Below are 23,901 nucleotides of genomic sequence, written 5' to 3'. Positions count from 1 at the left end.
TCATTACTTATATGAAGGTTTAATTTTTATGGCGAGCAGTTGATGAACCTTTATTTCGTCTTTGTTCATCCGGTACTTTCGGCTGCTCTTTGATCTTTCTCTTACTATCAGGACGTGAATTTTTAACCATAATTTCCCCTCCAGTATAAGTATTGTTTTTTTGGCTACTATACAACTGCTGATGTAATACTCAATGTCCTAATCCTTAAAAGAATTTTCCACAACAAGCATCACAACTATAGCCAATCTTAGATTAACCGGAACGAGGGGAATTATTCTTTGATAAGCAGATAGGTTTTTATCTACGATGTTTCTAAACTATTGCCAATATATTTTTGTATAAAAAAAACCAGGATTTTGATTATCCTTGGTAATTTAAGCTTCAATAATATGATTAGAAGGAATAATTGTTCCAACAATCGATTCACTAAGGAAGATAATCTTATAATTGGCTAGCTGGACTCACTTTCTGCCAATGTTTAATTCCCTAGTAATGCCCCGCCTATTTCTTCCTCTATGAGAACTTCGATTTGTTGTAAAGCCTCTTGTTCATCCTTGCCCTCAGCTGTAATTGTAATTTCGGACCCTTCAACAACAGCTAGGGACATTACACCCATAATGGATTTAAGATTAACATTTTTCCCCTTATATTCTATTGAGATATTGGCTGAAAACTGGCTTGCTAAATTAACTAGTTGGGCAGCCGGTCGAGCCTGCACACCTAATTCCGAAGTGATAATGAACGTTTTCTTCACCATAGATTCACCCTTTCTACAGATAATGCATTTAATAAAAATTATCTATCTTCAACAATTAAATAGTGTGCTCTTACCGGTCCATGGACACCAACTACCAGGTTCATTTCAATGTCAGCACTATTGCTTGGGCCAGATATGAAATTTATACAGGAGGGAACTTTTCCTTGTTCTTGCTGCATTTTGTGAATAAAGGTCGTAGCCTGTGTCATCCGCGGTACGATCGTACTTTTCGGTATGATTGCTATATAATTAGTTGGAAGCAGACTTACAGAACGCCCTTTCCCTTTATCGCTAAACAAAACAACAGTTCCTGATTCTGCTAAAGTTATATCAGAAAATGTAATGCCGATATCTGCTTTCTCAGCTTTGTGAATATTATCGGTTCCATAACTTGAATCCCATGTATGAACATCAATCCCTTTTGAGGCTGCTTGTTGTAAATAGTTATTAATTCCGTATTCTTCAAAGCGTGGGTCATCAGAACTTATTACGGATGTTCCACCCAGTAGTCCGATCACCTTTTCCAATGCTTCATTTAACGAGCTGGATGTGACCTCTTCTACTGATGTATGAATTCTCGTACATTGTTCTTTTAAAATATCGACTAATTGATCTTGGCTAAACCCTTTAAACACTTCATGTTGGGGTTGATGCTTCCAGATGGGGCGGGTTACAGGTTCTGTTCTTCGCTCTCTACCCAAATTTTTTGCAACTTGATTTAAAAAACTCTCTTTATTTTGAATGCTTCCAGTCGCCATTAGCTGTCTCCGCCCTTCTGCCGTTGTTTATACCATTCCCTGAAACTTTGTTTGCTAGGTTCTGGAAAATCACGGATATCGGTCCATGGCTTGATTGGACCTGGTCCCTTTTTGACCTTACCTTCCGTAACTAGAGGACTCATCATTGTAGGTGCAGCCTTTGATCCCATGCTGTATAACTTGGGTGAGCTAGCAGCAATAGAAAAGCCTTTCATTGCAAGTTTCTCGCCAAATCCCGCTTTCCCTTGTTCCTCAACAATATTTCGACGATGCTTAATCAGTAAATCATGCAAAGGAATTTTAACAGGACATGCTTCTGTACACGCTCCACATAGGCTAGACGCATATGGCAGCTCCTTATAATCATCGTATCCACCAAGTAGCGGTGAAAGTACCGCACCGATTGGCCCTGGATAGATCGAACCATACGAATGACCACCAACATGGCGATAGATCGGACACACATTAATACAGGCAGCACAACGGATACATTGGAGAACAGATTGAAATTCCGTTCCTAAAATATTGGAGCGCCCGTTATCTATAATTACAACATGAAATTCTTCAGGTCCATCCACATCCCCTTCTTCCTTTGGACCTGTTAAGCCAGTTATATAGCTAGTCAATTTTTGGCCGACTGCACTTCGGCAAAGCATACCTACTAATATATCAAGCTCTTCCCAAGTGGGTACAATTCTCTCCATCCCCATAAATGTAATCTGCGTCTTCGGGAGAGTCGTTGCAAGTCCTGCATTTCCTTCATTCGTCACAAGAGAGATGGCTCCTGATTCAGCTATGGCAAAATTACAGCCAGTAATGCCAATATCGGCACTTAAAAATTCCTCCCGTAATTGCTCTCTTGCAAATAATGCGAGTTCTTCAGGTTTTGAGGACTTAGTATACCCCCGCTTTTCTTGAAATGTGTCGCGAATTTGTTCTTTGTTTTTGTGTAAGGCAGGAGCAACAATATGGGAAGGTGGGTCGTGATCATCTAATTGTAGAATATACTCCCCTAAGTCCGATTCAATAACTTCACAGCCAAGTCCTTCAAGGTTTTCGTTCAAGCTAATCTCTTCTGTTACCATAGACTTCGCTTTTATGATCTTTTTTGCTTCCTTTTTTTGCACAATCTTTGCAACGTATTCGTTAGCTTCTTCTGCAGTTTTTGCAAAGAAGACATGTCCCCCTCGTTTAGTAACGTTTTCTGCAAACTGCTCTAGATAGTAATCTAGGTTTTCTAAAGTATGTTGACGAATTTCTTCAGATAAATTTCGCCACTCCTCCCAATTACCAAGTTCTTCTTGAGCAACTAGCTTACGACCTCTTAACCTTTCTTGAGCAGAGCTGACCGCTTGTCTCATAAAGTCATTTTTCAACCCTTTTTCCACACGGCCAAAAAACTTATCATCACCTATTTTCATTGCCATTTTGCGTCACCCCCTTGGATTCTTTACTATTTAATACTTGTGCGATATGCATCACTTTGATTGGTTTTCCTTGCCGTTCAATTCGCCCGCCAATATTCATTAGACACCCACAATCAGCGCCAATTAACACCTCTGCCTGCGTCTCCTCAATATGTTCAATTTTTTCATTTACCATTTGTTCTGAAATTGGTACCATCTTGACCGAAAAAGTTCCACCGAAACCACAACAGGTTTCTTTACCTGGAAGACTTTCAAACTCTAAACCTTCTACATTTTCCAATAGTTTAATAGGTGCTTCTTTTACTCCTAATAAACGTGTCATATGACAAGATGTGTGAAACGTTGCTTTTTTAGGAAATGCTGCTCCTAAATTCTCAACCTTTAAAACATCTACTAGAAATTGGGTAAACTCAAATGTCTTTCCTGCTAAAGCCTGTGCTTTTTTCTGCCATTCTCTATCATTCTCGAACAAATGCACATATTCATGAATCATTGCACCGCATGAACCTGAAGGGGTAACGACATAATCAGCTGATTCAAACGTTTTGATCATATGTTTTGCAACGTTTTTCGTTTCTTTGTGATAACCACTGTTGTAAGCCGGCTGCCCGCAGCAAGTCTGATTCTCCGGGAAACTCACTTCGCAACCATTCCGTTCAAGAATCTCAACAACGTCTTTTCCAACACCCGGATAAAATACATCAGCCAAGCATGTAATAAATAAAGAAACTTTCATAACATCCCCCATTTTAAAATTAATGCACTATGATCGAATAACCTTTATTGGCAAATCTATAAACTGTTGAATTTGTTCCTGATTTGTTTTTGAGTCCGTAATAACAAAATGAATTGCATCCATAGTAGCTACACGCGAAAAAGCCTGTACCCCGAATTTTGTATAATCTGCCAGCAAGTACACTTCATCCGATATTTCAATCATCTTCTTTTTGACCTGAGCCTGCATCTCATTCGAATCACTAATGCCCCGCTCTACATGAATCCCTTGGCATGAAATAAATGCTTTATTAACATGATAATATTCCAAGGCTTTATTTGTTTGTGGACCGACAAATGATAATGATTTGTGGAGGAGGGAGCCACCTACAGTAATTACGGAAATTTTTTCTCTATTAACTAACTCCATCGCTACTTTCATCGAGTTAGTTAATACAGTTAAAGGGATATCCGGCAGTTTTTTCGCCATATACCAGGCAGTAGTGCTAGCATCCAAAATTATACGATCATTTGTTGATACATATTTAATTGCTTCCTCTGCTACTGTCATTTTTTCCTTAACATTTCTAATTTCTCTTTCGAAGTATGGAGTCTCAAAATCATGTTCCTTTATACTTACAGCACCGCCATGGCTCCTTTGGAGTTTCCCATCATTCTCCAATTTTTCTAAATCACGACGAATCGTCTCTTCTGTTACTTTAAAGATTTGGCTTAATTCGGAAACCCGAATGCTTCCTTTTTCATTCACTAGTGCCGTAATTTTTTCGTGTCTTTCTGCTACAAGCATTTTGTCACCTCTGATAATCTTTATCTATTAACTATTTTCATATTTTTGTTTATGTTTGTTTGTCTGTAAATATTAACATTACCTGACAAATAAATGTAGCATCAAATACAATAATAGGAAGTAAATTCAGTCAGTCCCTGTTCTTCTTTTGGCCTGATTTATTTCCGATGAGATAAAACCGTTTTTTCATATTTGGCAACATCTGCCAACCAATGTTCCTTTACAGGTACATTCATTTGTTCACAGTAATAATTCCAAATTGCTCCAAAGGGATATGTCTTAAACTCTTCAAGTAGAGCAAGTCTCCTAGTATAATCTCCGTTCTCCTGTAGCTCTTTCAACTGCTCATTCGGCATCAACATTGCATAAAGTAATGCTTTCACCATGTTACGTGTACCAATTGTCCATGCTGCAATACGGTTTATACTTGCATCAAAAAAATCAAGACCAATCATTACTTTATCAATCGCATCATTCCGAACAATCTCTAAAGCAATCTCCTTTAGTTCCTCGTCAAAAGTAACGACATGATCGCTGTCCCAACGAACAGGTCTCGATACATGAAGAGCCAATTTTTCATTAAACAATAGCATAGAGGAAATTTTATTTGAAACCGTCTCTGTTGGATGAAAATGTCCCGTATCAAGTAAGCAAAGCTTGTTATTTTTTAGTGCATAGCTCAAGTAAAATTCGTGGGAGCCAACGACATATGACTCTGAACCAATACCAAAGAGCTTGCTTTCTACTGAATCGATATTGTAAGTATCATCGACTTCTACTGCAAAAATTTCATCGAGAGACTCCTTTAATCGTTTTCTGGGTGTCAGTCGATCACTTGGAACATCTTTATAGCCATCTGGAATCCAAATATTTGTTAAGCATGGTGTTCCTAATTCTTTTCCAAAGTATTCACCAATTTTTCTACTAGCAATACAGTGGTCAATCCAAAACTTACGGATTTCTGGATCTGGATGGCTTAAAGTTAACCCATCCGCAGCTTTCTCGTGTGAGAAAACCGTTGGATTGAAATCTAGGCCAAGTCCTTGTTCCTTTGCCCAGTTTACCCACTTCATAAAATGTTTTGGCTCTAACTTATCTCTATCTACTACCTCACCATCAGTTTCAGCATAAAGTGCGTGCAGATTTATACGATGTTTTCCGGGGATAAGAGAAAGCGTTTTCTCGAGATCCATACGCAATTCCTCTGGTGTTGCAGCTTTGCCGGGATAGTTGCCAGTAACATCTATTCCACCTGATAATTCGGCTTTATTAACCTCAAATCCTCCAATATCATCACCTTGCCAACAATGTATAGAGATTGGGATATTCTTCAATTTTTCAAGGACAGCCTCTACATTAATGCCCCATTGCTCATATTCATTCTTTGCTAGATCAAATTGACTTTTTAAACTCATAGCTTTGCCTCCTCAAATCATTTATTTCAATTTTCAGAACCCTTATGGAATATTACTTCTAGAAATCTAAATTAGGAATCAATCACTAGAATTATAGACATACTTTTTGACTTCAAAAGACTGCTTGATAATGTTCCGGGCACTCTTGATATCTTCAATTTCATCTAATGCAATAAACTGTGCAACCAGATTTCCAATAGCTGTTGCTTCCACTGGACCTGCATACACTTCTTTTTTCGTTATATCCGAAATTAATTGATTTAGTAATTCGTTTTGGGAACCACCACCAATAACATTGATTTTGCTAAATTCTTTTTCAAAAATATCTTCTATTTCAGAGACTGCCTTTTTATAACTATTTGCAAGACTATGAAATACACATTTTGCAATTTCTCCAGGGTGCTTAGGTATAATTTGATTTGTCTCCAAGCAATACTTTTGAATTTCTTCAATCATATTATCCGGTTTCAAAAAACGTTGATCATCTACATTTACAGTCGACATAAACTGAGGGAAGTCCCGCGACAGATCTGCTAGTTGGGCAAAAGAATACTTATTATTGTAATTTCGTCTCACCTCTTGAAGCATCCAAAGTCCCATGATATTTTTCAGAAAACGAAATTGATAATCCATTCCACCTTCATTTGTGAAATTGTAATCTAAAGCTTTCGTCACACAAATCGGAAAGTGATTTTCTACACCGATCAAAGACCACGTTCCTGAACTGATATAGATGGTATCTTCTAATTCAGGTACAGATAATACAGCCGAACCTGTATCATGTGTTGCTGGCAAAATAACTTCCATATCAAATCCGAGTTCCTTTACAAGCTCTTCTCTTAAATTTCCCAAAGTTTGTTTAGGCATCTTTATTTCTTGGAAGATTTCCATGTTCAACCCCAACTTACAGATAATATCTTTATCCCATTTTTTTGTAAATGCATTAATTAATTGGGTTGATGTTGCATTTGTATATTCGTTTGCTTTCTTACCTGTTAATAAATAATGTAGATAATCAGGAATCATCAGAAACGTCTTTGCTTTTTTTAATACTTCCGGATTTTGCTTCTTTAATGCATATAGCTGGTAAATTGTATTAAATTTTTGAAATTGAATTCCGGTTTCTAGATATAAACGTTCCTTCAAGAAGAGTTCAGCTACTTCTTCCATTATTCCATCTGTACGAGGGTCACGATAAGCAACTGCATCAGTTAATAGTAGATCGTTCTCATCGAGTAAAACAAAATCAACTGCCCACGTGTCAATTCCGATGCTAACAGGTTCAATTCCCCTGTTATAACACTTTTTAATGCCGACTTTAATTTCATTAAATAAAGCATCTATGTCCCAGCAAAAGTGACCATTCTTCTCAATGATGCAGTTTTCAAAGCGATGTATCTCTTCTAAGTTTAATTTGCCCTCTTTAAGATTTCCCAGAATGAGTCTGCCACTTGAAGCTCCTATATCAACAGCTAGACAATTCTTTTCCATTTAGAACCTCCTAAAACAACGTAAGCACTTCTCACTAACTAAATTAATTATCTGACCCCTATATTATTAAGCTGTTTAATAAGGGTCAGGAGTTTAACTATTGCAAAAAGTTAACGGGTGAAAGCTGCAGGAACCCCACCATCAACTGTAATCATACAGCCTGTTGTCTTCTCGGCTTTTGAAGAAGAAAAGAATAAAATAGACTCCGCAATATCTTTAGGATATATATTTACCAATAGCGTTGTTCGTTTACGATAATGCTCTTCTAATTGGTCTGGTTCAATTCCATAAGCAGCTGCACGTTCTTCACGCCACCTAGATCCCCATATAGCAGAGCCTTGAAGAACAGCATCAGGAAGAACTGAGTTTACTCGGATACCGTATTCTCCACCTTCAGCCGCTATACATCTAGCTAAGTGTGTTTCTAGCGCTTTTACAGAGCTATAAGCAGCTGCATTTTTACCAGCATATAGTGAGTTCTTAGATCCAATAAAGACCATACTTCCACCGATTGCTTGATTCTTCATTAGCTTAAACGCTTCACGCGCAACTAGGAAATAGCCTGTTCCAAGTACATTCATATTCAAGTTCCATTCTTTTAAAGTCGTTTCATCGAATGGACTTGACGTTGCTAGTCCTGCGTTGTTGACGATAATATCCACCCCACCGTAGGTTAAAGCGGTTTGTTCAAACGCAGCCTGCACTTGCTCCTCACTTGTTACATCCATTTTCAGAGCAATTGCCCGATCCTCACCGTACTGCTCGTTGATTTCTGCAGCTACTTTTTCAGCACCTTCAAGGTTCAGGTCAGCTAGAACGACATGTGCACCTTCTGCAACAAATTGACGGCAAGTCTCGCTTCCTATACCACCTGCTCCACCTGTCACAAATGCCACCTTTCTAGAAAACTCCGCTTCAGCTGGTGCCAATGATAGTTTATAAAGCTCAAGTGGCCAGTACTCAATATTGTAAGATTCATTTTCACTTAATGAAACAAATCGTCCAAGAGCTGTCGATCCCTTCATAACTGCAATCGCACGGTGATAGAGAGCACCACTTACTTTGGCCATGGCGGTATTTTTACCCGAGTTGACCATACCGATTCCTGGAATCAAAATGACGCGCGGAGCAGGTTCGAACATCACATCCCCTTCATTTTTGTTCCTTTGGAAGTATGCTCTATAATCTTCTTTAAAGCTCTCAACGTCTCTCTTGATGGCTTCGACCAACTGATCAACATCTTTTGTAGAAGGATCCCAATCGATGTATAAAGGCTTCATCTTCGTGTGTACCAAGTGATCTGGGCAAGCAGCACCGACTTGAGAAAGTTCAGCTGCGTCATTGCTATTCACAAACTCTAGTACATCGTCAGCATTGTCATAGGCTAACAGCATCTTCTTTTCATCACTAACTGCCCCACGAATAACAGGCAATACTTTAGCTAAAATGCTTTTTTGATCTGCTTCATTTAAAGAGTCATATTTCTTCCCACCGAAAGTCGCATTTTCATCAATACGAGCATTGATATATTCTTCAGCTTCATTAATAACAGAGATCGTTTTATCGTAACTTTCTTTTGCTGTTTCTCCCCAGACAACCAAGCCATGCTTTTCCATTAAAACTAGATCAGCTTGAGGGTTGTTCCGTACACCTTCAGCTATCATCTTGGATAGAGTAAACCCTGGGCGAACGTAAGGTACCCATACAAAACGATCCCCGAAAATTTCTCTTGCTATTTCCTTTCCGTTGTCTGCACAACAAATACTGATAATTGCGTCTGGGTGAGTATGATCAACATGTTTAAATGGCAAGAATGCATGAAGCAATGTTTCGATGGAAGCACGTGGATGTTTGCTATTAATCATGCAATGAGATAAGTATTCTACCATCTCTTCATCTGGCATTTCATCACGTTCGATAAGAGGAAGGATATCTTCAAGATTTAAACCGGTGAAATTTCCCGACGTCATTGTCGCAAGATCCGAGCCGCTTCCTTTTACCCACATCACTTCTATATCACGGCCACGAAAGTCTTTTTCAACTGTTTTCATCGATGTATTTCCGCCACCCCAGTTACAAACAGCACGATTCGCCCCTATTAAATTAGAACGATAAACAAGTTCACCAAGACCTGCAGTTAATGTATTTGCTTTTTCGATATCCCATAGATTCATTACCATATTTACCTCCATTTTACTTTTATTTACTTCTGTTTTCAGAATATCATCTTTGTTTATTTTTGTATATACAGTAAAATGTTTTGTTTTATATTTTTTTGTTTTATTTCTGTTTGTTTTATGTCATATAATATCTTTCCGTTTCGAAATCAAAGTGCCATTGTTACTAGTATGAAATTCGATTATTTCACTTGTGTCGCATTAAAATAATTCAACACAAATTTTAACTCTGACTTTTTCGCAACTAAAAAAGAAGATAACTAAAACTGAAGATTCAGAAATCACTTGTGAGACATTAGCGTTGTTTTAGTAATAAATTATTAATTTTTGCTATAAATCTTATAAAGTAACTGTAGGTATGTTCAATAATTTCCCTACTTTTTCAAACAGTGAGGCATTATGACCAATAGATATTGCACAATGATGAGTAGGAGCTTCCGCAAACCATTGTGTCATATATTCATCCGGGTGCTTTTTGAACTTCACTGGTGTTTGTGTATTCCCGATTTTCATCGTAGGGCCGTTTGTAGACTCAGCTTCACTAATGATGAGCTTTAGTTTTCCATTCCCCGTTTGTGTAACGTTTAAAGTAGTGAGTGGGCCCGATTTCACCTTAGCCTCTACCGAAACACCCGTCCCCTGTTTGCCATGATATAATCCCATTCCTCTAAGAATTGGTTTTCCTTCAGAGATTGCAATATGAAACGGACCATCATGACCTAAAAGAATCGTTTCATCCTCATAATCTACGACTACAATTTCTGAAAAGCTTCCCCCTACTCCCAAAATGTCACAAATTTTCATAGCTAAGGCCGTTTTCAAATCACCTTCTCCAGCGCATGGTATACCTCGTGCTGTCAAAAGTGAATGTCCCACGATAAAACCACTTTGAAGTTTTTCATATTCCCCACCAGGTGACCCGTGATAATAATAGGAAAGGGCATCTAAATTACACTCTCGGACTAATTTCTCCTGCGCTGCGGCTACTTTACAAGACCACTCCATTTGATCCTGGGATGGTTTTTTAGCAATCGGATCTGAAGGTGAATCGCCACTAATTTCAAACATCTCAAATATTTCATCCATTTTCTCACTAATTTCTGACTCTGAAACTTCACTTACTAACTGATTCAATTCGCACATTTCTAAAACTTCAATATGAATACCCGTTTGTGCTTGAAGCATAGTAAAATCACTATACATATCGAGCATGCCACTATAAGTATTCCCAAGAAATCCAAAACGGCTAGATTGTAGCGTACGGGAAACAGCTGCCGCTCGAATCCATTCGCTTATCTCCTTCCAAGCACGAATCGCTTCTTTCCTTTCATGAGTTATTTCATTCGTTAAAGAAATAGCAGGTGTGTAATTTAACCCTAATAAGCCATTCACCACATGAAATGGAATTTCAGCTCGATTGAACGCATTCGAAAATTCTGGAATTGGACATGCTCCACAATGTGCTAGCCATTCTCCAGTTGTGGTTTGATCATAATTGATCCGTGCTGACGGCTGCAAATTCAAGAAAATCACAGGTGCTTTACAAATCTGATGGATTGGCAGAACTGTTGAGCTAGTACTATACGTGGCTGCATGACAGAAGACTAAATCTACATTATTACTATTTAGCCATTCCCCCACATTACGACCTTCTCCTACGGTGTCTACTAATCCATAATTATAGATTTCACCCCATGCAGACATTTTCTTTTCAATAAATTCCCCATATTCTATAAGTCTTTCTCTTAGTCCAGGGAACTGATTCCAATAGGCTTGTAACCCAATTGTGTACAAGCCTATTCTAGGTTTTACAGTATCTTTAAGTGGTAATAGTTTATTCATTCTTTCCACCTCACTTATATAAATATGAAAATAATTCCTAATTCAAATGTTGGTTATTTTAAATAAAACACTTCTCGTAACGGTTTAATCGGCTCTACTTCATTAAAGTCAAATGACCCTTCTACCATATTCGAAGTAAGAGCATTCCACTTATTACAAGCATCACTTTTTGCGATATAGGAAAAAGCTTGATCAACATCATCACATTCAAAGCAATAAAAGAATTGAGTTCCATTTTGAAAGATTGAGTAATTTCTTATTCCAGCTTTTGAATGTTCCGCTAACATATCTTGCCATGGTTCTTCGTGCATCTTGACATACTCATCCAGACATTCTTTTTTTATCGTCCACGTCCAGGCGAATTTATTGCTATTGTTCATAATAAATAAACCTCCAATTATTAGGGTCACCGAAATTAGTTTGCAAAAGGATCTGTCCCTACCTTGATTTCAATGTTAATGATGTGATTATCCTCTCACCATTCAACATTTTTTTGATAGGGCAGACCCTTGCTATGCTTCTATTTATTTAGTAAACTTCTTTCCATTCATCAATATTTTCAGCATCAAAGCGGAATGGGTCGCCTAACATAATTTGTGTTCCATCGCCATCTTCAACTACTTCTTTCTCACCAAGTCTACCTGCTTCAAAGGATTCGCCAACTTTACCCGTGATTTCCTCTTGGACAAGTGCGTATGAAGCCATACCTGCACCGTATCCAACATCAATTGGGTTCCATAAGAACATTGCCGGAGATACACCACTTTCAATATAGCTAGCCATTTCGCTTGGAAGTCCAAGACCCGTAACAATAACTTGACCATTTAGCCCTTTATCAGTAATTACTTTACCTGCCGCTGCAATCCCTACTGTTGTAGGTGCAATAATCGCCTTTAAATCAGGATAAGATTTTAATAACGCTTCTGTCTCTGATACACTCTTATCTCTTAAATCATCACCATATGCTACTTTTACAAGTTCAATATTTTCATAGCCTGGCTCTTCAAGTTCTTTTTTCATCCATTCAATCCAAAGGTTTTGGTTCGTAGCTTGAGACGTTGCACTTAGGATGGCAATTTGACCTTCTCCATTAATCATCTCCGAAACAGCTTCAATTTGACTGCGTCCGATACGCTCAGGATCCGCTTGGTTGATGTGCACAATACGGCTGTTAGTGTTTACGGCAGAATCAACAGAAAGAACTTTGATACCTTGATCCATTGCTTTTTTCAGAACTGGCTCTAATGCATCTTGATCATTTCCAGCAATTGCAATAGCGTCAACCTGTTGTGTAATAAGCTGTTCGATAATTTGAATTTGTCCTTCCGCAGTTGGTTGGTCAGGAGATCGAAGAATGACTTCTCCTCCAACTTCTTCAATTGCTTCTTGAAAACCATCCATCATTTTTTCACCATATGGGTTACCAGTGTTCTTAAAAACCATCGCATATTTTGGAGTTCCGCCATCAGTACCTGCTTCGCCACCCTCTGCCTCTGCACTTTGATTTGTTTCTTGATCCCCACATGCAGCTAGCATTGTCAACGTTAGTCCTACTACAGCCCATTTAGATAAAAACTTTTTCATTCTCTTTCTCCCCTTTTCATGAATAAATTTATATACATTGTAGGTTGAATAGTGTGTATTCACCTGTTAGTAATTAGTTCGTACTCCTCTTTTTTGTGAACCTACTAAATAATCCCTTTAAATTCAATCTTGGAATTGCGACTGAAACAATTAACAGAATCCCAACGATGACAAGCATTGTTTGTGATGCAATGTTTATTAAACCTAAGCCGTACTGAAGATAGCCGATGATGAAAATAGCTATAATTGCTCCCAGCATTCTGCCCTTTCCTCCAGCTGTACTAATTCCACCTAGTGCTACCATCGCTATTACATCTAACTCATAGCTGGTTGCAATGTTGGGTCTAGTGCTTCCCATTCTAGAAGCTAGGAAGATTGCTGTAATTGCTGCCATTAAACCTGCGAGAACGAAGACAATGATTTTTATTTTATCAACTTGAACTCCTGAAAAGCGGCTGGCTGTTGGATTGTTCCCCATGGCAAAAATTTGCCTTCCAAAAGTCGTTTTATGAAGTAGTAAAGTAAACCCTACTGCAAATAGAGCGAAGATAATTAAGATAAACGGAATACCAGCTACATGTCCCCAACCGAAGAAACTAAACCACTCTGGAAAATTACCGGATGCTTGATCCTCCAAAATAACATAGGCAAGACCGCGATATAGAATCATTGTTCCAAGTGTCACGATTACAGCGGATAACTCCTTAAACTTGATGATCAATAAACCGTTAATCAATCCACACAATGCGCCCACTAAGAGACAAATTATTATCGCTGCTTCCATTGGCACACCAAGGTTGTTATATAGCGTTGCCATGACAACTGATGATAGTGCAACTGTTGAACCTACAGAAATATCAATATCCCGGAGGATCATAATCATGACCATTGGAAATACGATGAACGCTTTATCTAAAAAAATCATTGTTGCATCTCGTAATCCAGCACCATTTAAAAAGTAGGGAGATAGATTCGTATTAATGATCAACACTAGTAAAAATACTAAGATTAACAGCCATTCCCACTGAAGGAAAAATTTCTTCAGAGAGAATTCTTGTTTATTGGTCAGTGTTCTTTGAACATATTCATTTTGATTAACCACTCTCTGTTCCATCGTTTAAATTTTCCTCCTCAGCAGGTTATTTCGAACCACACCTCGCTTAACAAGTGTGTTAATAATGACGGCAATTAAAATAATTGAACCCTGTATTGCCATTTGCCAAAACGGTGATACGTTTAATAGCGGTAATGCATTGTTCAATAGCCCCAGAAGCAAAGAGCCAAGAATGACACCAGAGAGTTTCCCTGCCCCCCCTGCAATACTCACGCCCCCAAGAATACATGCTGCAATGACCGTTAACTCGTAGCCAGAAGCTGTATCTCCTTGGGCAGAAGCGAATTTTGAAACCCATAAAACACCTGATAGCCCAGCTAATCCACCCATGATCGTATAAACTAGCATCAAGATTTTCGTTTGACTGATTCCACTTACCTTAGCAGAATCAGGATTACTGCCAACTGCATAAATTTGTCTGCCTGTTCTAGTGTGATTAATGAAATAGAATGCTATTAGATAGATGACTACCGCTATAACTATGAGCGTATTTATCCCAAGGATCTTGCTTGTTGCAATTGAAACAAAACTTTCAGGCATTTGATAGGAACTAATCCACTGTCCATCACTTACAGTAAACGTTAAGCCTCTAAAAATATTCATCATAGCAAGTGTTGCAATAATCGGGAGAATTCCAAGCCTAGAAACAAGGAAACCAATAATAATCCCGCAAACAATACCAATGATGGTACCTAGCAATATAGCAAGAATGGGATGCAGCCCTTGATTCGCACTAACCGTTTGAGCTGCAATCATACCAGAAAGGGCTAACGTAGCCCCTATTGATAAATCAATCCCTCGAGTTATTAATACAAGCATCATCCCGAGTGCAAGAATACTTAAAATTGCTGTATTAGTTACCATGTCATTAATATTTTCCATTGTTAAGAAGCTTGAGTTTCGAGCTTGCACTACAACACATAAAAGAATAATAAAAGCTAACAATCCTAATTCACGAAACTTTGAAACTGTTGCAAGTTTCGAAGATTTTTTTTCCACTTGTACACTGGTTGAATTTCCTAATGCACTTTCAGCCATATTAGTTCACCTCATTTCCTTTCCCGGCTCTCACCCTGCATCTTTCTTTGAAAGGTCGGACATTGATGCTTCGAGTATCGCCTCTTGTGTTACGCCTTCTCTATCAAGGAACTTTGTTATTCTACCCGAACGCATAACCGCAATCCGATCACTCATACCTATAATCTCTGGCATTTCTGATGAAATCATAATAATTCCATATCCTTGAGATGCTAAATCGTTAATAATTTCATAAATAGCTGATTTAGCGCCAACATCTACGCCTTTTGTTGGTTCATCAAGGATAATAATATCAAGGTCAGCTGTTAGTAATTTTGCAACAGCAACTTTTTGTTGATTACCTCCAGACAAAGAACTAACTAAGTCAAAGATACTATTTGCTTTCACATGGACCTTTTCAGCTAATTTCTTTGCTAGATCTGCTTCTTTCCTGTCATCTAGCCAACCCTTTTTACCGATACTTGTCAATGTTGGTAAAGTGATATTTCTCCCTATCCCCCATTGCAGGACAAGACCTTGCAGCTGTCTGTCTTCAGGCAAATATCCAATTCCAAGTTTCATTGCTTCCTTAGGGTCTCGAATACTAACCTCTTGACCATTCACTTTGATTTTCCCTTTGTCGTAAGGCATGATTCCAAAAAGCGACTGACAAACTTCTGTTCTACCTGCACCGACAAGACCAGTTAGGCCTAATATTTCTCCTCTATGAAGAGTAAAGGAAATATCAGCGAAAAACCCGATTTTCCCCAAACCTTCAACTTGTAATATCTTTTCACCGATTTTGCCCTTCTTTTCAGGAAAGACTTGCGTAATTTCTCTTCCTACCATTGCAACGATCAGGTCATCATTTGATATTTCGTTGACGCCCCAAGACCCAATGTACTTTGCATCTCTTAACACCGTCACCTGACTTGCCAATCGATACATATCCTCAAAACGGTGTGAAATAAAAATAATAGATGCTCCTTGGTCTCTTAAACTTTCAGCTATTTTATATAGCTCTTCACTCTCTCTGGCAGTTAGTGCTGCTGTTGGTTCATCCATAATGATGATTTTGGCGTTTGTAGAGATTGCCTTTGCTATTTCTACAATTTGTTGTTGCGCTACACTTAGGGATCCCATTTCAGTTTTCGGATCCAGTGAAGATCCAAGTGATTGAAGGATTTCCTTCGCTTCTTCATGCATTTGTTTCCAAAGTAGACGCCCTGTTATTTTTTGGACCTTTTCATGACCCATAAATATGTTCTCTGTAACAGTTAAATCGGGATAATTTGTCACATGCTGATAAATGGCCGCTATTCCCATTGCTTGTGCTTCTTTTGGGTTTGTAAATTCTACTTTTTGACCATTTAAAATCATTTCTCCCTCATTTGGAGAGTGGACGCCTGTAATAACTTTTATAAATGTCGATTTTCCTGCTCCATTTTCCCCCATTAATGCATGAATCTCACCAGGTCTTAGTTTAAAATGTACATTGTCTAGAGCTGTAACGCCTGGGAACCTTTTCGTAATCCCCTTTAACTCAAGAACATACTCTGACATATCCTCACTCCTAACTTATAATCTTTCAACAAATTTCCGTTCGGTGTTGGTAACGCTTACACTAAGTTTACGTTTTTTCCCTTTTATCAAAAAGGAGAGAACTTTCGGTTATGGGGGGTGATTTTTCTGTTATGCAAAATATTGTTAAAGAAGAATCTGACCTTTTCAACAACTTTTTCACCATTAGGCAGAGAACTTTATTACTTCTTAAAAGAGTCTCTACTTGTTTTAAGATTTGAATTTATCAATAGGGGGTTCGTTACAGTTTTCGTAATTTAAAAAAACCTCCATCTAGATGGAGGTTTAATCTTCTGCGTTATTTGGCTTTAACTTTTTCTTTGTATTTTGATGGAAGTTCTCCGTAATACTTTTTAAAGAGTTTACTAAAGTACTTTGTATCAGCATAGCCGACTAGTTCAGAAATTTCATAGACTTTTAAGTTTGTTGTAAGTAATAGCTCTCTTGCCTTGCTTATTCGAGTACTTGTAACAAACTCGTGGACTGTCTCACCAGTTTGATTTTTGAAGTATTCACAAAAATACGTCGGATTCATATAGACTTGTCTCGCAATTTTTTCAATTGTAATACTTTCTTTCATATTTTCAACAATCCATGATCGAGCTACTTCAACTTGATTAAGAACTTTCTCCTCGTTAACAATTACAAGTTTATTGAAAACAGCCATAACCCATTCTTTAATCTCTTCATTCAATTCCGCAAAGTTCCCTATATTTTTTAATAGTCTAGAAGTATCTTGAATATCCAAAAGATCATTACTCAATCGTGGTGTATGCTTAATAAGATAATTAATCATTTGAATGCTTAGTGACTGCACAAAAAGTTTAATTTCACTAGGTACACGAAGGGTTTGAAGTTCTTTTGCAAACATTGTCACGTTTTTTATTAACTCTCCCTCGTTCATACGCTCTAATGACTGAATGATCCTATGAATTGCTTGTTGTAATTCGTTTGCATGTTTTGTTTCACTTTTTTCAAGTATTAATTGTTGTTCCATGTCTTGCTGCAATATCTGATTTTCCCCGTAAATAAGACGGTATTGCATAAGAGCTAAGACGTCTTTGGTAACGGTTGATAAAAGAGATAAATCAGTAAAAACATGACTAATCGCTATAGTATTAGAAAAAAGTGTATACTTTTCTACATTATTCTTAAGTGAAATAGCAAATTCATACACTTCATTCTTGAAATTATTACTATTATCGTTAGAACTACAGATTAGAATCCAAAATGCAGCTCCTTCCCCTTTCCATTTCCAATATTTATGTTTATACTCACTGAGCATTTCATTAAAAATATTTTCATGAGCAAGTATCCATGTTTTCCACTCATTCTTTTCCATTGACCGAGAGTGACTTAATACTTGGTCAATTGTAATATACATTAATGTATATATTCCTGCTGGGAAGTCATTTGTCCAATCCATTATCGAAACATCAATTTCATATCCATTTGTAATCTCATTAAGTATTTTGACTTGCTTCATATACGCTAGTTCCGAAGATTGTTTCTCCATGATTTCAAGCTCTTCTTGATTCTGCCATTTAATCATTATCTTTTCTTTTAAAGTCTCTAATTGAATTCTAAATTCTTCTCGATCGATGGGTTTGATCAAATAATCAAGCGCCCCTTCACGTAGTGCTGTTTGAAGATAAGAAAAATCATCGAAGCCACTAATAACCATCGGACTAAAAGAAGTAAGCTTTTTCATTTCCTTGATAAGCGTAAGGCCGTCCATTATAGGCATTCTTACATCAGTTATTAGAATATCAAACTCAATTGGCTCTGCCTGATAAGAATCCAATAATTCTTGACCATCACCAAATGTAGCTACAACATTCCACTCTTCACCACATGAGAGAACCAACTTCTCAATTCCCCGACGAATTCGATTCTCATCATCAACAATGATTGTCTTAATTTGTTTTAAGCTCATTGTTATCTCCCTCATTTCCAGCTTTAAGAATAGGAATCCTAATTTCTACTTCAGTCCCTTGGTCAGTAATACTTGAAACTCGGAGACCGAATCCATTTCCAAAATTCATTGTGATACGTGCATGTACATTACTTAAACCAAAACGCGAATCACGCTTGGCCATCGGATCTGATTGGAGCAATAACTGAATTTTATCTAGAACTTCTTTTTTTATGCCAGGACCGTTATCCTTTAAGAGAAACACTATCTCTTCCGCCCTTGTTTCTGGATTTTCAACCATCTTTATGGTAATTTCGACAGTCGTGATACGTCCATATACAAAAGCATACTTAATTGCATTTTCAACAATGGGTTGTAGAATAAACTTTGGAGTATAATATTTTTTTGTATCGATCTCTTCATGAACGACAAAGTCAAATTTATCCTCGAAGCGAATCTTTTGGATAGTTAAGTAATCCTCCGTATGCATAAGTTCTTCCGAAATTGAAACAAGCGACTCCCTATTACTAATAGAAAATCTGAGCATCCTGCCTAATAAAGTAACCATTTGTACAACTGTTTCCTTCTCATCATCTTCAACAGCCATGGCAATTGTCTCAAGTGTGTTGTACATGAAATGAGGGTTTATTTGTGATTGAAGAGCGTATAATTCGGCTTCTTTTTGCTTCAATTCAATCTGGTATTTATCGCGTATCAAGTCTTTAATTTCAATTACCATTGAATTAAAGCTATTCGCAAGCATACCTACTTCATCTTTCGTTTCTATTGGTAAATCTACATTAAAATTTCCTTTTTCAACATGCTTCATTAACTTAATTAAACGATTTAGAGGACTGGATACATTCCAAGCTAAGAAAATGGATATGATGGTGCTGAAAACTACAAAACCCAAAAAGACAATAATTGTTGCGGTTCGAACTAGATCTGTTCGTTCCGTTAAATTTTTCGCTTCGATACTATGTACTAAAGTCCATCCAGTTTCTTCTATATGATGTATGCTTATTAATTTATTCTTTTCTTCACTTGTCGTTCGAAAACTACCTTTTAATATTGGGTAGTTATTAACCTCGTTATCAATTGTTCCAATCAAGTTCGGATCTGTATGATAAATAATATGTCCCTTATAATCCATCAACCATAAATTGGCTTCGCCTTTATCAGTAAGTTTTGTAATAACATCTTCCAAAAATGTTACTTCAACAGCAATCAGAATTGTTCCTAAATTCGTACGGTTTTCAAGGTCGGTCAATTGTCTCATAAGCAGGATAAAAGGTGGATTTCCTTCAAACTGAAGAGTTGTTTGTTTAGGAAGAATGTACATTCCCTCTGTCCCTTGCAACTCAATATTTTGACCATAAGGTATAGAATAATTGGTAAGGTCAAAATTTTTATAGGGTATTTTCACACTTTCATAAATACGGTTCTTCGACAGAACAAATACCCCTAAAATATCGAGATTCCCCCCATTAATATATGTCCTGGACAAATAACTATTGATCGCAAACTCGTCTTGTAATAGTGACGAACGATTTTGGTGGGCATCTTTTCTTAAAACACCAATTACTTGACTTGAATTGTAAAGTAAATCTGGTAGATGATTTATTTCATTAACTTGATTGGCTATGTTTTCGTTCGCTTGTTCCAATAGTTTGGGAATATACTCTCCCACTTGTTCCTCAATTGATTTCGTATATTGGCTATAGGCAATATACCCTAACAAAGACATTGGAATTACTGTTAGTAAAACATAGGATACAATCAATTTAGATCTAAGACGGTAGTTTTTAAAATTTAGCTTTTTAAAAATCATATTGATCCACATTATCTTTCGTAAAATCAATCGGTTCTCCCATAATTACCATGTCACCATTCACTCGAATTTTCCCTACTTTAGCAACCTCTTGGTGATCATAAGGGGCAATATTGTTAAGGGCATTTTTGGCAAGGGCAACCGTTAAGTAACCCAATTTTTTCGGACTCCATAATGTCACGATTTGGGCAGAGCCATCTTTCAAGTATTCATTCATCTGATTGGGAGGCGATAATCCAACAACTGCCACTTGTCCCTCCTTCTCTGCTTCCTTAACCGCTTGTGCAGCAGCAGGAGGACCTTCGGATGAACTCCCAATAATCCCGTTCAAGTTTGGATGTGATATTAATAATTCTTTTGCTAACATATACGCTCGATGTGGATCATCATCATGTGTGACTATATCAACCAGTTTTATATTAGGATAATATTCTTGTTGCTGAACTTTAATCCAATGGAGCCATTCATTTAGATTTGCTGCCGATAGAGGTCCAGTTAAAACAGCAAATTCTCCTTCTTCATTTGTGTTCCAAGCAAGAATATCCATTAAATGTCTTCCAAGCGTCTCAGGATCAACCATATTTATAAAAAAATCTCTTGCTTCTGGGAGCGTATCAGCATCCCATGTAATCACCTTAATACCTTTCTCTTTTGCTTCCAATAATATTGGAGCAAGCTTTTTAGGGTCATTAGCTGAGACAGCAATTACGTCAACATCTTGTGCTATCAACTCTTCTATAATTATTATTTGTTGAGATGCATCAGTAAAAGTTGGTCCAGTATATATGACATTAACGTCTAGATCCTTCCCTGCTTCGAGAGCTCCTTCCTCAACTGCATTAAAATAGGGTATATTAATCTGTTTAGGTACAATAGCTACCGTCATTTGTTGAGTTTTGCTTTTCTCCGTCTCTTCCAACTGGTTATCGTCAATCGTATAAACAACTTCAAATTTTCCTTTTTCTGTACCATCTATATTGCAACCGCTTACAAGTAATACTAAACAAAAAAGAGTGAAACACAATCTCATATTCTATTCACTCTCCTTTCAGTTCTTAGTAGGTATAAAGAATGTAAAACTTCGAAAACGCTAATATTTATTCTCTAGTTTATCAGATTATTCCAAAAAAAGCGTTACTATTTTATCATCTTTCTGATGCTCAATCCTGATCGTGACCTATTATAGCTTTCAAATAAAAGGAGTGCCATTCCTGATTACAGTTTCGGTAAATTGAAAACAAATAAAAAAAAACGTCTAATTATATTACTTTAATTAGATGTTCAATAGTTGATATTATTCAATTCTACTGTTATTGATGATAATAGAATTTCTTAAAATTTAATACCGGGTCGGAGTCGAATAGATACGCCAGTAGAACCCGTTTTTAAGATGCAAAAAGTCATCGCTAATTTGCTAGAAGTTTGCTTTTCTCATATTACTATGACATCCCTTGATTTCCCTATATTTTTCCAGCTAACGGTAAATGAATACACTATCCGTAAAAGGGGATAATTGCGTTTTAATTATAGTGAATTCAGACTAAGCAGCGACAATGTACATAGTAGAGTATTTTAATTTTGTTATCTAAAAAAAACATAAAAAAAGCTTCTCACAAAGTGAGAAGCCTTTTTTAATGATACCGAAGGTGGGACTCGAACCCACACGCCTCGCGGCACCGCATTTTGAGTGCGGCGTGTCTGCCATTCCACCACTTCGGCATATTAAATATAAAAAAAATCGGTTATCCCGATCAAAAAATTGGAGGCGGCAACCGGATTTGAACCGGTGATAAAGGTGTTGCAGACCTGTGCCTTACCACTTGGCTATGCCGCCATTATCTTTTAGAGCGAAAGATTGTGTTCTAAACTGCAATCCCCATCTGTAGATGGAATTCTACCGCTGAACACTACTTAAAATGGCTGGGGTACCTGGATTCGAACCAGGGCATGACGGAATCAAAATCCGTTGCCTTACCGCTTGGCTATACCCCAATATTATTAAGACTATTGTGATTTATTATATTAAAAATGGGGCGACTGATGGGAATCGAACCCACGAATGCCTGAACCACAATCAGGTGCGTTAACCACTTCGCCACAACCGCCATAATATTATATATAATTTCAAGAAAAAATGGGGCGACTGATGGGAATCGAACCCACGAATGCCTGAACCACAATCAGGTGCGTTAACCACTTCGCCACAACCGCCATAATGTTAATATTTATTTAAAAATTGGCAGGGGCAGTAGGAATCGAACCCACACTGACGGTTTTGGAGACCGTAGTTCTACCTTTAAACTATGCCCCTATAAAAGGAATGGTGGAGGGGGACGGATTCGAACCGCCGAACCCGAAGGAGCGGATTTACAGTCCGCCGCGTTTAGCCACTTCGCTACCCCTCCAGATAAATGATGCCGGCGAAAGGAGTCGAACCCTCGACCTACTGATTACAAGTCAGTTGCTCTACCAACTGAGCTACACCGGCATTTATCTATATGGTGGGTCAGGACGGAATCGAACCGCCGACACTTAGAGCTTCAATCTAATGCTCTACCAACTGAGCTACTGACCCATATACATTATCTATTCATAAAAATGGCGGTCCCGACCGGGATCGAACCGGCGATCTCCTGCGTGACAGGCAGGCATGTTAACCGCTACACCACGGGACCATTTGGTTGCGGGGACAGGATTTGAACCTGCGACCTTCGGGTTATGAGCCCGACGAGCTACCACTGCTCCACCCCGCGATAATAATATTGTATTTCCTCTATTGTACCATAAAATTGATATGGTGGAGGATGACGGGCTCGAACCGCCGACCCCCTGCTTGTAAGGCAGGTGCTCTCCCAGCTGAGCTAATCCTCCGACTGGATATCTTATAAATTCAAATGGTGACCCGTACGGGATTCGAACCCGTGTTACCGCCGTGAAAGGGCGGTGTCTTAACCACTTGACCAACGGGCCAATTAATTATGTATCTGGCGGAGAGTAAGGGATTTGAACCCTTGAGACAGTGTTAACCGCCTACACGATTTCCAATCGTGCTCCTTCGGCCACTCGGACAACTCTCCAAGAAGCATGGCTCCGAAGGTAGGACTCGAACCTACGACCGATCGGTTAACAGCCGATTGCTCTACCACTGAGCTACTTCGGAATAATTTTATGGNCTACTCTCACAGGGGGAAGCCCCCAACTACCATCGGCGCTAAAGAGCTTAACTTCCGTGTTCGGTATGGGAACGGGTGTGACCTCTTTGCCATCATCACTAGACTTTATCGAAAGACAAGATTTATTATACCATATTCGATGTGAAAGTCAATACTATTTTAGTAATAATTTCTTCGAATTTCTTATTCTTTCAAAACTGGATAAAGACATTGAATGCGTTCAAGATTTAAATCTATTTGGTTAAGTCCTCGATCGATTAGTATTCGTCAGCTCCATGTGTCACCACACTTCCACC

General features: G+C 38.0%; 17 protein-coding genes, 15 tRNA genes and 1 rRNA gene. All 33 read right to left on the bottom strand.

Annotated elements, in window-relative coordinates; translation table 11 throughout:
* Nucleotides 1–479: 479 nt before the first annotated feature.
* Nucleotides 480–758, bottom strand: coding sequence for a phosphocarrier protein HPr (locus ACFQU5_RS12410; protein WP_390288189.1), 279 nt, complete (start codon nucleotides 756–758; stop codon nucleotides 480–482).
* A 38-nt stretch (nucleotides 759–796) separates the two neighbouring features.
* On the bottom strand, nucleotides 797–1,516 hold the full coding sequence (locus ACFQU5_RS12405) for a LutC/YkgG family protein (protein WP_390288187.1): 720 nt from the start codon (nucleotides 1,514–1,516) through the stop codon (nucleotides 797–799).
* Complete coding sequence (locus tag ACFQU5_RS12400; RefSeq protein ID WP_390288185.1) at nucleotides 1,516–2,943, bottom strand: LutB/LldF family L-lactate oxidation iron-sulfur protein; 1,428 nt, start codon at nucleotides 2,941–2,943, stop codon at nucleotides 1,516–1,518. Before ACFQU5_RS12400 ends, ACFQU5_RS12405 begins: the two co-directional genes overlap by 1 nt.
* Nucleotides 2,924–3,679, bottom strand: a complete 756-nt coding sequence (locus ACFQU5_RS12395; protein ID WP_390288183.1) for a (Fe-S)-binding protein — start codon at nucleotides 3,677–3,679, stop codon at nucleotides 2,924–2,926. Before ACFQU5_RS12395 ends, ACFQU5_RS12400 begins: the two co-directional genes overlap by 20 nt.
* Nucleotides 3,680–3,706: 27 nt before the next feature.
* Nucleotides 3,707–4,465: a DeoR/GlpR family DNA-binding transcription regulator gene (locus ACFQU5_RS12390; RefSeq protein ID WP_390288181.1), complete on the bottom strand. Its 759-nt coding sequence runs from the start codon at nucleotides 4,463–4,465 to the stop codon at nucleotides 3,707–3,709.
* Nucleotides 4,466–4,623: 158 nt separating this feature from the next.
* Complete coding sequence (gene rhaA, locus ACFQU5_RS12385) at nucleotides 4,624–5,880, bottom strand: L-rhamnose isomerase (RefSeq protein ID WP_390288179.1); 1,257 nt, start codon at nucleotides 5,878–5,880, stop codon at nucleotides 4,624–4,626.
* Nucleotides 5,881–5,958: 78 nt separating this feature from the next.
* On the bottom strand, nucleotides 5,959–7,371 hold the full coding sequence (gene rhaB / locus ACFQU5_RS12380; protein WP_390288177.1) for a rhamnulokinase: 1,413 nt from the start codon (nucleotides 7,369–7,371) through the stop codon (nucleotides 5,959–5,961).
* Between the two features lie 110 nt (nucleotides 7,372–7,481).
* Entirely contained in the window at nucleotides 7,482–9,551 is a 2,070-nt protein-coding gene (locus tag ACFQU5_RS12375) for a bifunctional aldolase/short-chain dehydrogenase (RefSeq protein ID WP_390288175.1), read from the bottom strand.
* A 336-nt stretch (nucleotides 9,552–9,887) separates the two neighbouring features.
* A complete protein-coding gene (locus tag ACFQU5_RS12370; RefSeq protein WP_390288173.1) occupies nucleotides 9,888–11,390 on the bottom strand; it encodes an L-arabinose isomerase family protein in 1,503 nt (500 codons plus the stop codon).
* Nucleotides 11,391–11,443: 53 nt separating this feature from the next.
* On the bottom strand, nucleotides 11,444–11,770 hold the full coding sequence (locus tag ACFQU5_RS12365; protein WP_390288171.1) for an L-rhamnose mutarotase: 327 nt from the start codon (nucleotides 11,768–11,770) through the stop codon (nucleotides 11,444–11,446).
* A 148-nt stretch (nucleotides 11,771–11,918) separates the two neighbouring features.
* Nucleotides 11,919–12,974, bottom strand: a complete 1,056-nt coding sequence (rhaS, locus tag ACFQU5_RS12360) for a rhamnose ABC transporter substrate-binding protein (RefSeq protein WP_390288169.1) — start codon at nucleotides 12,972–12,974, stop codon at nucleotides 11,919–11,921.
* Nucleotides 12,975–13,047: 73 nt separating this feature from the next.
* Nucleotides 13,048–14,088 (bottom strand): ABC transporter permease, encoded by a 1,041-nt coding sequence (locus tag ACFQU5_RS12355; protein WP_390288167.1) that lies wholly within the window; start codon nucleotides 14,086–14,088, stop codon nucleotides 13,048–13,050.
* Nucleotides 14,089–14,091: 3 nt separating this feature from the next.
* Complete coding sequence (locus ACFQU5_RS12350; RefSeq protein ID WP_390288165.1) at nucleotides 14,092–15,126, bottom strand: ABC transporter permease; 1,035 nt, start codon at nucleotides 15,124–15,126, stop codon at nucleotides 14,092–14,094.
* A 30-nt stretch (nucleotides 15,127–15,156) separates the two neighbouring features.
* Complete coding sequence (locus ACFQU5_RS12345; RefSeq protein ID WP_390288163.1) at nucleotides 15,157–16,668, bottom strand: sugar ABC transporter ATP-binding protein; 1,512 nt, start codon at nucleotides 16,666–16,668, stop codon at nucleotides 15,157–15,159.
* A 316-nt stretch (nucleotides 16,669–16,984) separates the two neighbouring features.
* Nucleotides 16,985–18,622, bottom strand: coding sequence for a response regulator transcription factor (locus ACFQU5_RS12340; RefSeq protein ID WP_390288161.1), 1,638 nt, complete (start codon nucleotides 18,620–18,622; stop codon nucleotides 16,985–16,987).
* Nucleotides 18,603–20,462: a cache domain-containing sensor histidine kinase gene (locus ACFQU5_RS12335; protein ID WP_390288159.1), complete on the bottom strand. Its 1,860-nt coding sequence runs from the start codon at nucleotides 20,460–20,462 to the stop codon at nucleotides 18,603–18,605. The genes ACFQU5_RS12340 and ACFQU5_RS12335 overlap by 20 nt, the downstream gene beginning before the upstream one ends.
* Entirely contained in the window at nucleotides 20,422–21,462 is a 1,041-nt protein-coding gene (locus ACFQU5_RS12330; protein WP_390288157.1) for an autoinducer 2 ABC transporter substrate-binding protein, read from the bottom strand. Before ACFQU5_RS12330 ends, ACFQU5_RS12335 begins: the two co-directional genes overlap by 41 nt.
* 608 nt (nucleotides 21,463–22,070) lie before the next feature.
* Nucleotides 22,071–22,151, bottom strand: a tRNA-Leu gene (locus ACFQU5_RS12325).
* Between the two features lie 41 nt (nucleotides 22,152–22,192).
* Nucleotides 22,193–22,266: transfer RNA gene (locus ACFQU5_RS12320), tRNA-Cys, on the bottom strand.
* A gap of 83 nt (nucleotides 22,267–22,349) precedes the next feature.
* Nucleotides 22,350–22,424: transfer RNA gene (locus tag ACFQU5_RS12315), tRNA-Gln, on the bottom strand.
* Between the two features lie 37 nt (nucleotides 22,425–22,461).
* A tRNA-His gene (locus ACFQU5_RS12310) sits at nucleotides 22,462–22,537 on the bottom strand.
* Between the two features lie 30 nt (nucleotides 22,538–22,567).
* Nucleotides 22,568–22,643, bottom strand: a tRNA-His gene (locus tag ACFQU5_RS12305).
* A gap of 26 nt (nucleotides 22,644–22,669) precedes the next feature.
* Nucleotides 22,670–22,743 (bottom strand) — tRNA-Trp (locus ACFQU5_RS12300).
* A gap of 10 nt (nucleotides 22,744–22,753) precedes the next feature.
* Nucleotides 22,754–22,837 (bottom strand) — tRNA-Tyr (locus tag ACFQU5_RS12295).
* A 10-nt stretch (nucleotides 22,838–22,847) separates the two neighbouring features.
* A tRNA-Thr gene (locus ACFQU5_RS12290) sits at nucleotides 22,848–22,920 on the bottom strand.
* Nucleotides 22,921–22,931: 11 nt separating this feature from the next.
* A tRNA-Phe gene (locus ACFQU5_RS12285) sits at nucleotides 22,932–23,007 on the bottom strand.
* 24 nt (nucleotides 23,008–23,031) lie between these two features.
* A tRNA-Asp gene (locus ACFQU5_RS12280) sits at nucleotides 23,032–23,107 on the bottom strand.
* 3 nt (nucleotides 23,108–23,110) lie between these two features.
* A tRNA-Met gene (locus ACFQU5_RS12275) sits at nucleotides 23,111–23,185 on the bottom strand.
* A gap of 42 nt (nucleotides 23,186–23,227) precedes the next feature.
* A tRNA-Val gene (locus ACFQU5_RS12270) sits at nucleotides 23,228–23,303 on the bottom strand.
* Between the two features lie 24 nt (nucleotides 23,304–23,327).
* A tRNA-Glu gene (locus tag ACFQU5_RS12265) sits at nucleotides 23,328–23,402 on the bottom strand.
* Nucleotides 23,403–23,417: 15 nt separating this feature from the next.
* Nucleotides 23,418–23,509: transfer RNA gene (locus tag ACFQU5_RS12260), tRNA-Ser, on the bottom strand.
* An 8-nt stretch (nucleotides 23,510–23,517) separates the two neighbouring features.
* A tRNA-Asn gene (locus ACFQU5_RS12255) sits at nucleotides 23,518–23,592 on the bottom strand.
* Nucleotides 23,593–23,706, bottom strand: a 5S ribosomal RNA gene (gene rrf / locus ACFQU5_RS12250).
* Nucleotides 23,707–23,901 lie beyond the last annotated feature (195 nt).

The organism is Ureibacillus sp. GCM10028918 (genome assembly GCF_042666115.1).
Taxonomy (GTDB): Bacteria; Bacillota; Bacilli; order Bacillales_A; family Planococcaceae; genus Ureibacillus.
Note: the sequence above shows the minus strand (reverse complement) of the source record. Positions and strands in the feature narration are given on the sequence as shown.

Bases quoted from the DNA above. Each gene is read 5' to 3' on its own strand.
- ACFQU5_RS12410 (WP_390288189.1), bottom strand. From the start codon at position 758: ATGGTGAAGAAAACGTTCATTATCACTTCGGAATTAGGTGTGCAGGCT.
- ACFQU5_RS12405 (WP_390288187.1), bottom strand. From the start codon at position 1,516: ATGGCGACTGGAAGCATTCAAAATAAAGAGAGTTTTTTAAATCAAGTT.
- ACFQU5_RS12400 (WP_390288185.1), bottom strand. From the start codon at position 2,943: ATGGCAATGAAAATAGGTGATGATAAGTTTTTTGGCCGTGTGGAAAAA.
- ACFQU5_RS12395 (WP_390288183.1), bottom strand. From the start codon at position 3,679: ATGAAAGTTTCTTTATTTATTACATGCTTGGCTGATGTATTTTATCCG.
- ACFQU5_RS12390 (WP_390288181.1), bottom strand. From the start codon at position 4,465: ATGCTTGTAGCAGAAAGACACGAAAAAATTACGGCACTAGTGAATGAA.
- rhaA (WP_390288179.1), bottom strand. From the start codon at position 5,880: ATGAGTTTAAAAAGTCAATTTGATCTAGCAAAGAATGAATATGAGCAA.
- rhaB (WP_390288177.1), bottom strand. From the start codon at position 7,371: ATGGAAAAGAATTGTCTAGCTGTTGATATAGGAGCTTCAAGTGGCAGA.
- ACFQU5_RS12375 (WP_390288175.1), bottom strand. From the start codon at position 9,551: ATGGTAATGAATCTATGGGATATCGAAAAAGCAAATACATTAACTGCA.
- ACFQU5_RS12370 (WP_390288173.1), bottom strand. From the start codon at position 11,390: ATGAATAAACTATTACCACTTAAAGATACTGTAAAACCTAGAATAGGC.
- ACFQU5_RS12365 (WP_390288171.1), bottom strand. From the start codon at position 11,770: ATGAACAATAGCAATAAATTCGCCTGGACGTGGACGATAAAAAAAGAA.
- rhaS (WP_390288169.1), bottom strand. From the start codon at position 12,974: ATGAAAAAGTTTTTATCTAAATGGGCTGTAGTAGGACTAACGTTGACA.
- ACFQU5_RS12355 (WP_390288167.1), bottom strand. From the start codon at position 14,088: ATGGAACAGAGAGTGGTTAATCAAAATGAATATGTTCAAAGAACACTG.
- ACFQU5_RS12350 (WP_390288165.1), bottom strand. From the start codon at position 15,126: ATGGCTGAAAGTGCATTAGGAAATTCAACCAGTGTACAAGTGGAAAAA.
- ACFQU5_RS12345 (WP_390288163.1), bottom strand. From the start codon at position 16,668: ATGTCAGAGTATGTTCTTGAGTTAAAGGGGATTACGAAAAGGTTCCCA.
- ACFQU5_RS12340 (WP_390288161.1), bottom strand. From the start codon at position 18,622: ATGAGCTTAAAACAAATTAAGACAATCATTGTTGATGATGAGAATCGA.
- ACFQU5_RS12330 (WP_390288157.1), bottom strand. From the start codon at position 21,462: ATGAGATTGTGTTTCACTCTTTTTTGTTTAGTATTACTTGTAAGCGGT.